Origin of the sequence: Malaciobacter canalis, from assembly GCF_008000835.1 — a bacterium.
In the GTDB taxonomy this organism is placed as follows: domain Bacteria; phylum Campylobacterota; class Campylobacteria; order Campylobacterales; family Arcobacteraceae; genus Malaciobacter; species Malaciobacter canalis.
The window spans coordinates 1,171,478-1,185,209 of sequence record NZ_CP042812.1 but is presented as its reverse complement, the minus strand read 5'-3'; the positions used below and the strand labels follow the sequence as shown (position 1 = coordinate 1,185,209).

18 protein-coding genes are annotated in these 13,732 nt (G+C 29.8%); 2 read left to right on the top strand and 16 right to left on the bottom strand.

Annotated elements, in window-relative coordinates; genetic code table 11:
* Nucleotides 1-21: 21 nt before the first annotated feature.
* The 15 genes from ACAN_RS06020 to rpmJ all read right to left on the bottom strand — a co-directional run bounded on the left by ACAN_RS06020 (nt 22) and on the right by rpmJ (nt 9,913).
* The gene (locus ACAN_RS06020) at nt 22-357 is read right to left on the bottom strand and encodes a hypothetical protein (protein WP_228145278.1); all 336 of its coding nucleotides are present in this window, start codon (nt 355-357) and stop codon (nt 22-24) included.
* 108 nt (nt 358-465) lie between these two features.
* The gene (locus ACAN_RS06015) at nt 466-891 is read right to left on the bottom strand and encodes a hypothetical protein (RefSeq protein WP_079577266.1); all 426 of its coding nucleotides are present in this window, start codon (nt 889-891) and stop codon (nt 466-468) included.
* Between the two features lie 99 nt (nt 892-990).
* Nucleotides 991-1,197 carry a hypothetical protein gene (locus tag ACAN_RS06010; RefSeq protein WP_099310589.1) on the bottom strand — a complete coding sequence of 69 codons (207 nt, stop codon included), beginning with the start codon at nt 1,195-1,197 and terminating at the stop codon, nt 991-993.
* Between the two features lie 138 nt (nt 1,198-1,335).
* A complete protein-coding gene (locus ACAN_RS06005; protein WP_099334197.1) occupies nt 1,336-1,749 on the bottom strand; it encodes a GNAT family N-acetyltransferase in 414 nt (137 codons plus the stop codon).
* 103 nt (nt 1,750-1,852) lie between these two features.
* The gene (locus ACAN_RS06000) at nt 1,853-2,284 is read right to left on the bottom strand and encodes an acetyltransferase (RefSeq protein WP_099334196.1); all 432 of its coding nucleotides are present in this window, start codon (nt 2,282-2,284) and stop codon (nt 1,853-1,855) included.
* Between the two features lie 369 nt (nt 2,285-2,653).
* On the bottom strand, nt 2,654-3,109 hold the full coding sequence (locus ACAN_RS05995; protein ID WP_165773059.1) for a transposase: 456 nt from the start codon (nt 3,107-3,109) through the stop codon (nt 2,654-2,656).
* Between the two features lie 92 nt (nt 3,110-3,201).
* The gene (locus ACAN_RS05990) at nt 3,202-3,591 is read right to left on the bottom strand and encodes a DUF6678 family protein (RefSeq protein WP_099334194.1); all 390 of its coding nucleotides are present in this window, start codon (nt 3,589-3,591) and stop codon (nt 3,202-3,204) included.
* 415 nt (nt 3,592-4,006) lie between these two features.
* On the bottom strand, nt 4,007-5,452 hold the full coding sequence (gene guaB / locus ACAN_RS05985) for an IMP dehydrogenase (protein ID WP_099334193.1): 1,446 nt from the start codon (nt 5,450-5,452) through the stop codon (nt 4,007-4,009).
* A gap of 21 nt (nt 5,453-5,473) precedes the next feature.
* Nucleotides 5,474-6,835 carry an Asp-tRNA(Asn)/Glu-tRNA(Gln) amidotransferase subunit GatA gene (gene gatA / locus ACAN_RS05980; RefSeq protein ID WP_099334192.1) on the bottom strand — a complete coding sequence of 454 codons (1,362 nt, stop codon included), beginning with the start codon at nt 6,833-6,835 and terminating at the stop codon, nt 5,474-5,476.
* A gap of 167 nt (nt 6,836-7,002) precedes the next feature.
* Nucleotides 7,003-7,356: a 50S ribosomal protein L17 gene (gene rplQ, locus ACAN_RS05975; protein WP_079577258.1), complete on the bottom strand. Its 354-nt coding sequence runs from the start codon at nt 7,354-7,356 to the stop codon at nt 7,003-7,005.
* 15 nt (nt 7,357-7,371) lie between these two features.
* Nucleotides 7,372-8,370, bottom strand: coding sequence for a DNA-directed RNA polymerase subunit alpha (locus ACAN_RS05970; RefSeq protein WP_079577257.1), 999 nt, complete (start codon nt 8,368-8,370; stop codon nt 7,372-7,374).
* Between the two features lie 15 nt (nt 8,371-8,385).
* Entirely contained in the window at nt 8,386-9,012 is a 627-nt protein-coding gene (gene rpsD, locus ACAN_RS05965; RefSeq protein WP_079577256.1) for a 30S ribosomal protein S4, read from the bottom strand.
* A 10-nt stretch (nt 9,013-9,022) separates the two neighbouring features.
* Entirely contained in the window at nt 9,023-9,415 is a 393-nt protein-coding gene (gene rpsK / locus ACAN_RS05960; protein ID WP_079577255.1) for a 30S ribosomal protein S11, read from the bottom strand.
* A 9-nt stretch (nt 9,416-9,424) separates the two neighbouring features.
* Nucleotides 9,425-9,793, bottom strand: a complete 369-nt coding sequence (gene rpsM, locus ACAN_RS05955) for a 30S ribosomal protein S13 (RefSeq protein ID WP_079577254.1) — start codon at nt 9,791-9,793, stop codon at nt 9,425-9,427.
* 6 nt (nt 9,794-9,799) lie between these two features.
* Nucleotides 9,800-9,913 (bottom strand): 50S ribosomal protein L36, encoded by a 114-nt coding sequence (gene rpmJ / locus ACAN_RS05950; protein ID WP_079577253.1) that lies wholly within the window; start codon nt 9,911-9,913, stop codon nt 9,800-9,802.
* Nucleotides 9,914-10,226: 313 nt separating this feature from the next.
* Between rpmJ and ACAN_RS05945 the strand changes: the two genes are divergently transcribed.
* Together ACAN_RS05945 and ACAN_RS05940 are read left to right on the top strand one after the other, a co-directional pair.
* Nucleotides 10,227-10,589, top strand: coding sequence for an HIT family protein (locus tag ACAN_RS05945; RefSeq protein ID WP_079577252.1), 363 nt, complete (start codon nt 10,227-10,229; stop codon nt 10,587-10,589).
* A gap of 56 nt (nt 10,590-10,645) precedes the next feature.
* Entirely contained in the window at nt 10,646-12,703 is a 2,058-nt protein-coding gene (locus ACAN_RS05940) for a BCCT family transporter (RefSeq protein WP_079577251.1), read from the top strand.
* 23 nt (nt 12,704-12,726) lie between these two features.
* On the opposite strand, the gene ACAN_RS05935 is transcribed toward ACAN_RS05940, so the two are convergent.
* Nucleotides 12,727-13,656, bottom strand: coding sequence for a DHH family phosphoesterase (locus tag ACAN_RS05935; RefSeq protein WP_099334191.1), 930 nt, complete (start codon nt 13,654-13,656; stop codon nt 12,727-12,729).
* Nucleotides 13,657-13,732: the final 76 nt, after the last annotated feature.

Genomic DNA, 13,732 nt, shown 5'->3' with positions numbered 1-13,732 from the left:
TTATTTTTTAAAATCAAAAAACTATTCAACTGTTTTTATATCTACAAGTTCAACAAAAGAGTCTTTTTTTAGTAGCTTATTATTTGTAGCATGATCTTCAGCAAGAGCAATAATATCTGCAAAATCATCTTTTAAAGCACTAAAAGAGTAATGCTTCTTTATAGTTTCAACTTTGATTTTATCACTTAAATCTGAATCAGTTTTAATATCAATATTTCGATATCCTTTTGCAAACTCACTTTTTATAGCTTTTACTATTTTTTCATTTTTCAAGAGTTCTTCTAAACTAATAGTTAAATTTAAATCATTTTTATTTACTATTTTGTATGTTACTTCTATATTACCTTGCACTTTCATATCCTTCTTTCTAATTGTAGTAACCTCTGTTTTATTTATAAAAGTATACAACAATTAAAACTAAAGTATCAAAAATATTACATATTGTAATTTGATTTGTTATAGAGTTTACTCTTCAAATAAATAAAAAGTATTTACACCTAATTGCTTGTCATAATCTTTACTTTTTTTATCTTGAAATTTAGAGATGATAGAACGAGCTTGTATAGATGAGTTTGCAGTTGAAATAATCTCTTTAGTATCATCTGCTAAGATTAGTTTTTTGTCTTTGCTTTTAGCAAACTGTTTTGCTCTTTGTTCATCTTTAAAAGTTATTTTATAAATATCTATTGATCTTTTTAAATCAATTCTAGCTTTTTTGTTTTCATCATCAAATCTTAGTATTCTATTTCCATTTGAAGATACTTTCATAGTCTTTGCTGTTTGAATATCTTTTGTTGTTTCAAGAATAACATATTCTCTTCCATTTATTAGAATTTCGTCATTTTCTAATAGTTTTATTTCTTTAATAACTGTTTTTTTACCTTTTGGCATATATATCCTTATATTTTAGGCATTATAGCGAATTTTTAAATTTAATAAAAGCTTTATAAATTTTATTGAAAAATTCACTTATATTACTATAGCAATCTACTATCTTGCTTTTTTTCTAGATTTTTTTGCCATTTTAGCTTTTTTCTTTGCTTTTTCTTTGTTTTGACTTGAAGCTTTTCTTGCATTTACAACTTGCTCTTTTACTGCTGTGTCTTTAGAAAATGCTTTTGGAGTAGAATTACTACTTAGTTTAACTAAATCAACTTTTGAACTTTTTACACTGTTATTGTTTTGACTTTTTGCCATTTTTTAGCCTTGAATTTTTGAGTTTCGTATTGTAGTGAAAAATTAATAAAAAAATAGATTTACTTTTTAGAACTTAAATAAAAGAGAAAACTTATGAACTAAAAATGTAAGGTGGCAACTGACCCCTATTCTCTAATTTTAGTTTAATTTATCTTGTCTTCCAAGTGTCCAAGTTGAATTATGTTGAGTAAATCCAATTTTTGGATAATACTCTGTTGCATCAGGTGCTGAGAGCAATATAATTTTACATTTATCATTTAATTGTTCTTGAACTTTTGAAATGAGTTTTTTACCAATACCGTTTTTTTGATATTGCTCATCTACTGCCAAGTCTGATAGGTAACAACAATAATTAAAATCAGTAACTGCTCTTGCAACACCTATAATTTTTTCATCTATTGTAGCCGTTACGATTATGTCTGCATTTTCAATCATACCTTTGATTGTTTTCAAATCATCAATAGGTCTTCTTTTACTTAGAGTTGAGTTTTTTAAAACCTCTATAAATTCTGATGATGTAATATTTTGATTTAGTTTATATTCGATATTCAAGTTATACTCCTTTGTGCATATAACGCCGCCAGCACGCGCGGCTTTGTAGTGAAGGCGAAGCCGCAATGAAAAAGACGTCGCCGTGCCTGGCCTTGTTAAATTTTTATAGCGCCATATGCAACAGCGGATAAGGCTTACCCTGACCATCGACTGGTGACCGATCTATCACTTTAAAGCCAATATGCTGATAAAAACCTACCGCCTGTTCATTCTGCTCGTTTACATCGACCTTTGATGCTCCCTGCTCTTTGATAGCATGAGCCGCTAACATGGCACCAATGCCTTTTCCGCGTGCATCAGGTGAGATGAACAACATCTCAATATTACCGTCATCTACTCCACAGAATCCCTGAATTTCACCGTTACCGTTTTTAGCGCACCTTAAATCAACTGCGTCAAAATACTGCCCCAGAATTAACGGCTTTAACTCCTGTAGATCATCTTCAGACAGAAAATCATGCGTTGCTCTGACCGACGCTTCCCAGACCTCTATCAGATTAAGGTGATCTGCTTTCTCTACGATCTCAATATTCATCAGTAACCCCAATTGAAAATTTAACTATTTATTAGTAATACATTATATATTAATTACCCATAAAATTACTTAATAGGATTACATTTTTAATGTTATGATATTAAATTAGATAAAATCCTATAAATAGGCATATTTCAATAAAATGCTAAGTATATCAGGAGTTAAAAATGGGCAAGAAATTATTAAATTTTATTAAAATATCATGATACTCAAAAAGATGTTTAGAACTGACTATTTTTTTAAAGTTTAAGGCTAGAGCAAAATTTTTTGTGGGAGCATACTAAAGTATGTGAGTAAAAAAATTTCTGCGATAACGCAGAAATTTGTAAAACTTATGGGGTCAGTTGCCACCTTAAAAAACAATAAAAATTAACATAATTTAACTCCTTTTTGTTTAAAGTATTTTTCTTCATCAAACACTTGATTATTTTTATAAAGAGAAAAAGCTATAAGAATAATCTTTCTCATAACAGCAATTTGTGCAACTGTTGAATGTTTACCTTTTTCTTTTAATTTTTCATAAAAATAAGTACATATAGGATTATATCTTATAGCTGAAAGTACACTCATAAAAAGTGTTCCTCTATATATTTTTGAACCAGCTTTGGAAATCTTAGGTAATTTTTTTATGGATGTACCAGAACTTTTTTGGATTGGATCTAATCCAGTTAATGAGATAATTTGTTTTTGATTTGCATTGGGATATTTAATAAATAGATGAAGTAATACAATAGCACTTAGCTCCCCAACACCTTTTATTGATTTAATATTATTAAAATCATTTGATAGCTTTGAATCACCAATGAAAGAGTCAGGTGATAACAATAACCCTAAACCTAATTTGGTTGTAATGCTATTATAAATTTTTTTCTTTTTTACTATTAAGTTATCGTTATCACCTGACTCTTATTTTTATTTTATAAGAATACTGGATTTGTATGTTGGTTCAAATATCCCCAAACCCTAAAGTAAGACCCTTCCATAGAATATTTGATTCCATGCTTCTTTAAAATTGCCAGAATTTCATAACTCATATCAGTTTCTTTTGGCGCGACTAAACGTCCACGATACTTAGAAATTATTGGATTAAAATCTATCCACTCAATAGCTGAACTTTCTTCGTAGATTTCATTCCACCAAACTGCACTGAACCCTAAAATTTCTTCAGATGAAATCAGTTTGTATTTTACCCTAATGTATAGAGAGTGGAGCTTTTCAAAATCATGACACAATTCTCGCCACTTAGTTTTGTTCATCACAGAAACTAACTGACGTTCATTTATTATTTTTCGATATTTTTCGTTCATATTATATTCGTATAACCATTTATTAATAATATATTATATATTAATTATCCATAAAATTACTTAATAGTAATACATTTCTAATGTATGATATTGAATTAAACAAAATCCCGTAAATACATGATTTTAATAAAATAATACAATATGTAATATTTCTATCCTAACTTATATATTTGATATAATTTTTTAGATAATTTAATTGTTAAGATATTGTAAATTCGTCTTGGGTTTTTAAAATAAATTATAAAAGTTTTAGAAAAATCAATGAAATCAAAAAGTGATATTAGAAATATTAGATTTTAGATTTAGTCAAGGCGAAGATTGATTTTTTCTCGGAGTGTACATATAAGTACATGAGAATAAAAAATCAATCTTCAACGCAGAATAAGTTTAAAAGATGATGTTTATAACATCACTTTTAAACGTGGTAGTTAGGCGCTTCGTTAGTAATAGTCACATCATGAACATGAGACTCTTTAAGTCCTGCTGTTGTAATCTCTACAAACTCTGCTTTCTTTTGAAATACAGGAATACTTTCACTTCCTACATATCCCATAGAAGCTCTTAGTCCACCTACCATTTGGTGAATAATATCTGAGATACTTCCTCTATAAGCAACTCTTCCTTCAATTCCTTCAGGTACAAGTTTATCTGTAGCTGTTCCTTCTTGGAAATATCTATCATTACTTCCTTTTGCCATAGCTCCAATACTTCCCATACCTCTGTATGTTTTGAACTTTCTTCCTTGGAAAAGTACAACTTCACCAGGGCTTTCATCAGTACCAGCTAAAGCACTTCCCATCATACAAGAACTAGCTCCAACTGCTAAAGCTTTTGCTACATCACCTGAATATTTAATTCCACCATCAGCAATAACAGGAACTCCATGTTTAGCACCCTCAGCAGCACACTCATCAATTGCAGAAATTTGTGGTACACCAACACCAGCTACTATTCTAGTTGTACAAATAGAACCAGGTCCAATTCCAACTTTTACAGCATCAGCACCAGCTAAAATCAAATCTCTTGTAGCTTCTGCTGTTGCAACATTTCCTGCAATTATTTCAATATCAAGCTCAGCTTTAATTTGTTTTACTGTTTCTAAGATACCTTTTGAGTGTCCATGAGCAGAATCAAGTACTAAAACATCTACACCAGCAGCACAAAGTGCTTTTGCTCTATCCATTTGCCCTACACCAATTGCAGCACCAACTCTTAATCTTCCAAATTCATCTTTATTTGCATTTGGATATTCTCTTTTTTTATTAATATCTTTAATTGTAATAAGTCCAATTAGTTTATTATTAGCATTAACAATTGGAAGTTTTTCTATTTTATTTGCATGCATAATATCAGCAGCTTCATCAAGTGTAGTACCCTCTTTTGCAGTAATTAAAGGCATTTTTGTCATTTTATCTTTTGCTATTAAAGTAAAATCTTTAGTAAATCTCATATCTCTGTTTGTTAAGATACCTAATAATGTATTATCTTTATCAACAACAGGTACACCTGAGATTTTATATGAAGCCATTATATCTTCTGCATCTTGTAGTGTTTGTTCAGGTCCAATTGTTACAGGATCAATAATCATTCCTGATTCACTTTTTTTAACTTTTTTACATTGTAATGCTTGTGTTTCAACATCCATATTTTTATGTATGATACCTATTCCACCAAGTCTAGCCATTGCAATAGCAGCTCTATATTCTGTAACAGTATCCATAGCAGCACTAACAAATGGGATATTTAAACTAATATTTTTTGTTAGTTTTGTTTCTAAACAAACCTCTTTAGGTAAAACTTCTGATTTTTGTGGTACTAAAAGTACATCTTCAAACGTTAATGCTTTTTTTCTAATTCTCATTTAATATCCCCTTTATAATATTTATTTCTTATAATTTACACATTTTTCTAAAGATAAAGCACCATCAAACATAGTTTGTTCATCATATGCTTTACCTATTAATTGAACACCAACTGGCATTCCACTACTATCTTTATCTACAGGCAATGATATTGCAGGAAGTCCCGCTAAGTTTACAGAGATTGTATATATATCACTTAAATACATATCAAGTGAAGTTTTAAAACTTCCAAACTCTACAGCTGTAGTTGGAGATACTGGAGAAAGTATTAAATCTGCTTCTTTAAAAATTGTTTCATATTCATCTTTTATAAGATGTCTTACCTTTTGAGCTTTGATATAATACGCATCATAGTATCCAGAACTTAATACAAAAGAACCTAATAAAATTCTTTTTTGTACCTCATGTCCAAAACCTTGAGATTTTGTTTGTGTATACATATCTTTTAGACCTGCATCACCTTTTCTATTTCCATATCTTACACCATCAAATCTACTTAAATTCGCACTAGCTTCCGCAGTTGCTACAATATAGTACGAAGATAGAATCTTTGAAGTATCTACCATATTTTTATAAACAATTGTATGACCAGCCTCTTTTAATGCATCAACTGCTTTATTAAAACCTTTTTTTACTTCATCACTTGCTTGTTCAATAAAGTTTTCAATAACTGCAATTGTAAGTTTTTTATCACTATTTAAACTTTGGCTAACTTTTGGATATTCAATATTTAAAGAAGTTGAATCCATTGGGTCATTTCCAGAAATAATATCATATAATATTGCTGCATCTTCAACATTTTGAGTTATTGGACCACATTGATCTAATGAAGATGAATAAGCAGTAATTCCATATCTTGAAACTCTTCCATAAGTTGGCTTCATACCAACACAACCACAATAAGCAGCAGGTTGTCTAATACTTCCACCTGTGTCAGTACCTAACGCAGCAATTGCAATTCCACCAGCAACAGCAGCAGCAGAACCACCAGAACTTCCCCCTGGAACTTTATTATTATCAATAGGATTTAAAGTTTTTCCATAACATGAAGACTCAGTTGAACTTCCCATAGCAAACTCATCCATATTAGTTCTTCCAAATGGACTTAAATTAGCTTTAATAAGATTATCAATTACAGTTGCATTGTATGGCGATATATAATTTTTTAAAATATTACTAGAGCAAGTAATTTCCCAATCTTTTACATTAATATTATCTTTAATAGCTATAGGTATTCCCTCACCACAAATAGAAATATCACTATTAGTTAATTGTTCTACATAAGCCCCTATGTTACTTTGTTTTATCTTTTCATTTAAATCTTTTCTTAAATCTTTTATTTCCTCACTACTAAGTTGTAGTGCTTCTTTTAGAGTTATCAATTATTGCTCCTAAAATTTGTTTACAAATATAGTATTACGCCACATTATATATAAAAAATGATTAAAATCTAGTAAAGCAAATAGGAGTTGAAAAAATTATTTTTTGAGGAATAAAAAAAAGGGACAGAAGCAAAGCTTCTATCCCTTTTGTGAAAGTTTGTTAATAATTACTTAACAAATGAGATGAATGCCATTTGTGTAGCATCACCTCTTCTAATTCTTGTTTTAACAATTGAAGTATATCCACCATTTCTTGTTTCATACTGTGGAGCTATTTCATTAATTAATTTTTTAGTTGCTTCTTTATCTTGTAATGAAGCGAATACTTGTCTGTGAGTATTTAAGTCTGCATTTTTTGATACAGTAACTAATTTCTCAATATATCTTCTTAATTCTTTTGCTTTTGGAACAGTTGTTTCAACTTTTTCTCTTGTAATTAAAGCAATTGCCATATTTTTTAACAATGCTTTTCTATGAGAAGATGTTCTATTTAGCTTTCTATAACCATGCTTATGTCTCATATTAAACCTTTACTACTATACTTTTAATTGTTCAAGCTTTCTTCTCAAAGCCGACGCAATATTTTCTGGAAGTGTATTATCAATAGGGAAACCTAAGCTTTCTAATTTATCAGAAATTTCATCAAAAGATTTCTTTCCTAGGTTCTTGATATTTTTAACTTCTACTTCACTCATAAGTACTAATTCACCTAAATATTTTAACCCTGCTCTATCTAAAGAGTTAAAACTTCTAGCACTTAAATTCAAATCATCGATTTTTACAATCAAATCTTTTAATTCTACTGGTTCTTCACCAGAATCATTAACTGTTACTTCAGATAAATCAAATACTTTATTGAATACTGACATTTGAGAATACATTACAGATATTGCTTCTTTAAAAGCAGTAATTGGTGTAATTTGACCATTTGTCTGTACTGTAAATACAGCTTTTTCAAAATTTGGATTATCTTCAACTAACATTTTTTCAATATCATAAACAACTTTTTTTACTGGTGTGAAGAATGCATCAATAGGAATGTAATCAGGTCCAACTATATCTCTAATATCTTCAGAAGGCATATAACCAATACCTTTTTGAATAATAATTGAGAAAGTTAAATTACAATCACTATTAATTGTAGCTAGGTGTGCTTCAGGACTAACAACTTCAACATCTGCATTAGTTAAGTCAGCTCCTTTTATCTCTCTTGGTCCATCAAAAGAGTATTCAGCAATAACCTGCTCTTCATCACTATTGATTTTAAACTTAATATTTTTAAGATTAATAATAAAAATAGCTATATCTTCAAGCATACCTCTTAATGAATCAAACTCATGATTAGCACCTTCTATTTTAACTGCAATTGGAGCGTATCCAATTGAGCTACTTAATAGAAGTCTTCTTAAAGGGTGAGCTAAAGTAATTGCAAAACCACTCTCAAATGGATATGCTGATATTTTAGCTTCAGTTTCACTGATAGCTTCTATTTCAACTTCTGTCGGTAAAAACGGTGCGTCTGCAAACTTTTTCATATGCTACCTTACTTATTATTTAGAATATAACTCTACAATTAATCTTTCTTCAACAGGAATAACTACTTCTTCTCTTGTAGGAATTCTTGTAAAAATACCAAATACTTTATCTTTATCTACATCTACCCAGTCAACCATACCAGTTTGGTTTGTTAACTCTAAAGCTCTCACGATTTGTGGGTTAGTTTTAGATTTTTCTCTAATTTCAATTTTTTGTCCAGGTTTTACGATATAAGAAGGAATATCTAATTTTTTTCCATCTACTAAAACATGTCCATGAGTTGTAAATTGTCTAGCATTTGCTCTAGTTGTAGCAAATCCCATTCTATAAACAACATTATCTAATCTTTGCTCAATTAATGTAATAAGGTTTTCCCCTGTATTTCCATCTCTTCTTGCAGCTTCTTTGAAGTATTTTCTAAATTGTTTTTCAGATACTCCATAAAGATATTTAGCTTTTTGCTTTTCTCTTAATTGTAAACCATACTCAGAGATTTTAGTTCTTCTTTGTCCATGTTGTCCTGGAGCGTATGGTCTTTTTTCTAATGCAGACTTTCCATTAAGTCTTCTCTCACCTTTTAATCCAAGGTCTGCATCTAGTCTTCTTTCAATTTTTTCTACTGGTCCTCTATATCTTGCCATTACCTACTCCTTACACTCTTCTTCTCTTAGGAGGTCTACAACCATTGTGTGGTAGTGGTGTAACATCCTTTAACCATGTAACTCTGATACCTTCCATAGAACCAACAGATTTAACTGCAGTATCTCTTCCAGAACCTGGTCCTTGGATTTTGATTCCTACATTTTTAATACCGTGTTCCATAGCTTTTTTCATCGCATCTTCTACTGCTTGTTGAGCAGCAAATGGAGTAGATTTTTTACTACCTTTGAAACCTAGGTTTCCAGAACTTGACCATGCAATAGCATTACCTGCGTTGTCAGTTACTGTTACCATTGTATTATTGAATGTTGCTGCAATGTGAACAATTCCGTCAGCAATATTCTTTTTTACTATTTTTTTTCTAGTTACTTTTCTTTTTGCCATCAGTTATCCTTATTTCGCTGCTGCACCAACAGTTCTCTTTTTACCTTTTCTTGTTCTAGCATTAGTTTTTGTCTTTTGCCCTCTACAAGGTAAACCTTTTCTATGTCTTAAACCTCTATATGAACCTAAATCCATTAATGATTTGATATCCATAGCAACTTTTTTTCTAAGATCACCCTCAACCATGTAGTTTTTTTGGATCTCTTGTCTAATAGCTGCTGCTTCATCTTCTGTTAGCTCGTGAGCTCTTTTGTTGTAATCAATTCCAACAGCGTCTAAGATTAATCTAGAGTTATGTAAACCAATACCGAAAATGTATGTTAAAGCATACTCCATTCTTTTTTTATTTGGTAAATCAACACCTGCAATTCTAGCCATGTCTTTTTATCCTTGTCTTTGTTTGTGTTTTTTGTTATCGCAAATTACTCTTACGATCCCTTTTCTCTTGATAACTTTACATTTATCACACATTTTTTTAACTGAAGCTCTTACTTTCATAAGCTGGTCCTCTTTTTGTGTTATTTACCACTTTTCAACAGGGAAGAATTACACTTGAAAAAAGCATAAAATCTTTTATCAAAAATGTAAGCCAAGCTAAAACAACCTTGATATAAGGAAATTTGCTTTTTTCTGATTCTGCCCAACTCTTTATAAAACACAAATATTTTATAAAAAATTCCTCTTTGGCTGAAAAATGGAATTGGATTATATTTAATGTTTACTTAAAGTATGTTGAATTGTGTATATAAAAAGGTTTTTTAACTTGATTTAGTATATTTTTGATAAAATGATAAAAAAACAAGGATAAAACATGAATTATATTTATGAGAATGATTTAATATATATAGATGTAGAAAAAAGTGAAATACCTTGGCTGAAAATTTTTACTAAAGAGAATTATAAAGAGTTTTGTCATTGTCCTCAAAATGTTAAAAATGAGATTTGGAGTAAACTTGATATTATAGAAAAAGAGATGATTGAGTATTTTAATCCTGAAAAGATAAATATAGCTTCATTTGGAAACTATGTACCTCATGTACATTTTCATATTATGGCAAGATTTAAACAAGACTCTTATTTTCCTGAACCTATGTGGGGGAAAAAGCAAAGAGAACCAAGCTTAGTTTTGCCCTCATTTGAAGAGTTTTATATGAATTTAAAAAATAAATTATAAACTTAATTTTTATTTTGATATTATATGGATATTACAACTTTTAATAAAGGATAAAAATGTTAGAAAAACTTAAAAATTCTAACTCAACAATTTTGGTTCCTGTTTTTATTCCTGCTGTTATAGTAATACTATTATTAGTAGTAGGAACAATAAGCAATCCAAAATTAATGGGAGAAGTTTTCTCTTCAACACTTGAGTATATTACCAATGATTTTGGTTGGTTTTATATGCTTGCAGTGGCATTATTTTTGATATTTATAGTATCAATTGCAATTTCACCTTGGGGACATATAAAATTAGGACCTGATCACTCAGAACCTGAATATAGTTTTTCATCTTGGTTTGCTATGCTTTTTTCAGCTGGATATGGTATTGCATTGTTATTTTTTGGTGTTGCTGAACCTATACTTCATTATGCTGCGCCTCCTTCTGGTGAAGCATTGACAATTGAAGCTGCAAAACAAGCAATGCAAATTGCTTATTTTCACTGGGGATTTCATATTTGGGCTATTTATGGATTAGTTGGTCTAACACTTGCATATTTTGCTTTTAGACATGGTTTACCATTATCAATGAGATCAACACTTTATCCACTAATTGGAGATAAAATTCATGGACCTGCTGGTCATACAGTTGATACCTTTGCTATTTTAGGAACACTATTTGGTATTGCAACGACTTTGGGTTTATCTGTATCACAAATAAATGCAGGGCTAAACTACTTATGGCCTAGTATTGAAGTAAGTACAACTGTACAAGTTACTATTATTGCTTTAATAACAGCACTAGCACTATTTTCTGTACTTGCAGGAATGGATAAAGGTGTAAAAAGATTATCAATAATAAATATACTACTTGCAGTTGCTCTTATGATATTTGTATTTACTGTAGGTCCAACTATTTTTATTTTAAATACTTTCTTGGAAAATACAGGTAGTTATTTAAGTAATATTGTTGAAAGAACTTTTAGTCTTCAAGCATATACTTCAAATGATTGGATTGGAAACTGGACACTATTTATTTTTGGCTGGACTATTGCATGGGCACCTTTTGTTGGACTTTTTATTGCTAAAATTAGTAAAGGTAGAACAATTAGACAATTTGTTGTAGGTGTTATGTTAGTACCTACGATTTTTACATTTCTATGGTTTTCAATATTTGGTGATACTGCACTTCATATGGTAATGGTACAAGGTTATGATTCATTAATTACAGAAGTTCAAAATGATAAAGCAATAGCACTATTTAAACTTTTTGAAAGATTACCTTTTACAGAAGTAATATCTTTTATAACTGTTTTTTTAATTATTACTTTTTTTGTAACTTCATCAGATTCAGGTTCATTAGTAATAGACTCTTTAGCTTCAGGTGGAGCAATTCATACACCTGCATGGCAGCGTTCATTTTGGGTTATATTAGAAGGTGTTGTAGCCTCTGTACTTTTAATAGCAGGTGGTTTAGGAGCTTTACAAACAGCTTCCATTGTAAGTGCCCTGCCCTTTGCTATTATAATGATAATAGCAGGTATTGGTATGTGGAGAGCTTTGATTATTGAAGATCATAGAGAAGATAGTTTACAACACACTGTAAATATGAATTTTCAACATCCAAGTGTAGATAATGACGAATTTTGGAAAGGTAGATTAAAAGAGTTAATTAATTTTCCTAAAAAAGATGTAGTTGAGCATTTTATAAAAAATGATGTTTATAACAGCATGAAAAAAATCAAAAAAGAGTTAAAAGATTCTAATTGGAATTGTGAGATAGAGTATGATGAAGAGTATGTAAGAGCTATCATTTCTATTTACAAAGATGAACATGTTAACTTTAATTATGAAGTTAGATTAAGAGAGTATGATCTACCAGATTTTGCATATTTAACTCTTGATAAAATGGAAGAAGAACAAACTCACTATTATAATGCAGAAGCATTTTTAAAAAGAGGTGGTTTACATTATGATTTATATGGATATGAAGAGCATACTATAATAAATGATATATTAACACAGTTTGAAAAATACCTAAGATTTATTCACACAACACCAGCAACACTTCCGTGGGATATGGAAGAGCATGATGATTTACTAGATAGTGAAAGTGAAACTAATAAATAGACATTTTGTCTATTTATTAAGTTTTAACCATCTATATTAATTTGAGTAATTAACTCATCTAATACTTTATTGGCATTTTCATGCTCAATTTGACAACCACCAGCAGCTTTATGACCTCCGCCATTATACTTAAGCATAAGTTCACCTACATTTGTATTTGAAGTTTTATTAATAATTGATTTTCCAGTACTATAAACAACATTTTGTTTATCTTTACCCCAAACAGCATGAATAGAAATATTTGCTTCTGGATACATTGCATATATCATAAATCTATTTCCTGGATATATTATCTCTTCGCCTCTATAATCAACTATTATAAGATTTTTGTGAACTGTTGTACATCTTTTTAGTTGTTCTTTAAACTGTTCCTCATACTTAAAATATAAATCAATTCTCTCTTTTACATCAGATAATGCCAAAATATCATCAATATCATGATCTTTGCAATAATCAATCAAATCCATCATTAGTTGATAGTTTGCAACAGTAAAATCTCTAAATCTCCCAAGACCTGTTCTGCTATCCATTAAAAAACTTAATAACTCCCAACCTTTTGGATTTAATATATCTTCTTTTGTAAAAGATGCACTATCTGCTTTATTGGCTGCATCCATCATTGGTTTAAATTTTGAAGGAAACTTTTCATCTGCACCATAATATCTATATACAACTTCTGCCGCACTTGGTGCATCTGCATCAATTATATGATTATCTTTTTTTTCATTTCTAAGTGTTTCACTAAAATGATGATCAAATGCTAAATACACACCATCAACATAAGGTAAATTTGTTGTAATATCACTTGATGTAATTTCTATCTTGCCATCTTGCATATCTTTTGGATGAACAAAAGTAATTTCATCAATAATTCCTAAGTACTTTAGTAGTGTTCCACAAACAAGACCATCCATATCGCTTCTAGTTACGAGTCTATACTTTTTATCAGACATAATTTTCCTATATAAAAATATTTTTATAAATTTTAACATAAAAAAAATAAATTTGAACTATTGGTATAAATATCAA

Coding starts and splice junctions, on each gene's coding strand:
- rpsM (WP_079577254.1), bottom strand. CDS start 9,793: ATGGCTAGAATTGCAGGTGTTGATTTACCAAATAAAAAAAGAATGGAG.
- ACAN_RS05990 (WP_099334194.1), bottom strand. CDS start 3,591: ATGAACGAAAAATATCGAAAAATAATAAATGAACGTCAGTTAGTTTCT.
- ACAN_RS06010 (WP_099310589.1), bottom strand. CDS start 1,197: ATGGCAAAAAGTCAAAACAATAACAGTGTAAAAAGTTCAAAAGTTGAT.
- rplQ (WP_079577258.1), bottom strand. CDS start 7,356: ATGAGACATAAGCATGGTTATAGAAAGCTAAATAGAACATCTTCTCAT.
- rpsD (WP_079577256.1), bottom strand. CDS start 9,012: ATGGCAAGATATAGAGGACCAGTAGAAAAAATTGAAAGAAGACTAGAT.
- ACAN_RS05945 (WP_079577252.1), top strand. CDS start 10,227: ATGAATTATATTTATGAGAATGATTTAATATATATAGATGTAGAAAAA.
- ACAN_RS05935 (WP_099334191.1), bottom strand. CDS start 13,656: ATGTCTGATAAAAAGTATAGACTCGTAACTAGAAGCGATATGGATGGT.
- ACAN_RS05940 (WP_079577251.1), top strand. CDS start 10,646: ATGTTAGAAAAACTTAAAAATTCTAACTCAACAATTTTGGTTCCTGTT.
- ACAN_RS06000 (WP_099334196.1), bottom strand. CDS start 2,284: ATGAATATTGAGATCGTAGAGAAAGCAGATCACCTTAATCTGATAGAG.
- ACAN_RS06015 (WP_079577266.1), bottom strand. CDS start 891: ATGCCAAAAGGTAAAAAAACAGTTATTAAAGAAATAAAACTATTAGAA.
- rpmJ (WP_079577253.1), bottom strand. CDS start 9,913: ATGAAAGTAAGAGCTTCAGTTAAAAAAATGTGTGATAAATGTAAAGTT.
- guaB (WP_099334193.1), bottom strand. CDS start 5,452: ATGAGAATTAGAAAAAAAGCATTAACGTTTGAAGATGTACTTTTAGTA.
- ACAN_RS05970 (WP_079577257.1), bottom strand. CDS start 8,370: ATGAAAAAGTTTGCAGACGCACCGTTTTTACCGACAGAAGTTGAAATA.
- rpsK (WP_079577255.1), bottom strand. CDS start 9,415: ATGGCAAAAAGAAAAGTAACTAGAAAAAAAATAGTAAAAAAGAATATT.
- ACAN_RS06020 (WP_228145278.1), bottom strand. CDS start 357: ATGAAAGTGCAAGGTAATATAGAAGTAACATACAAAATAGTAAATAAA.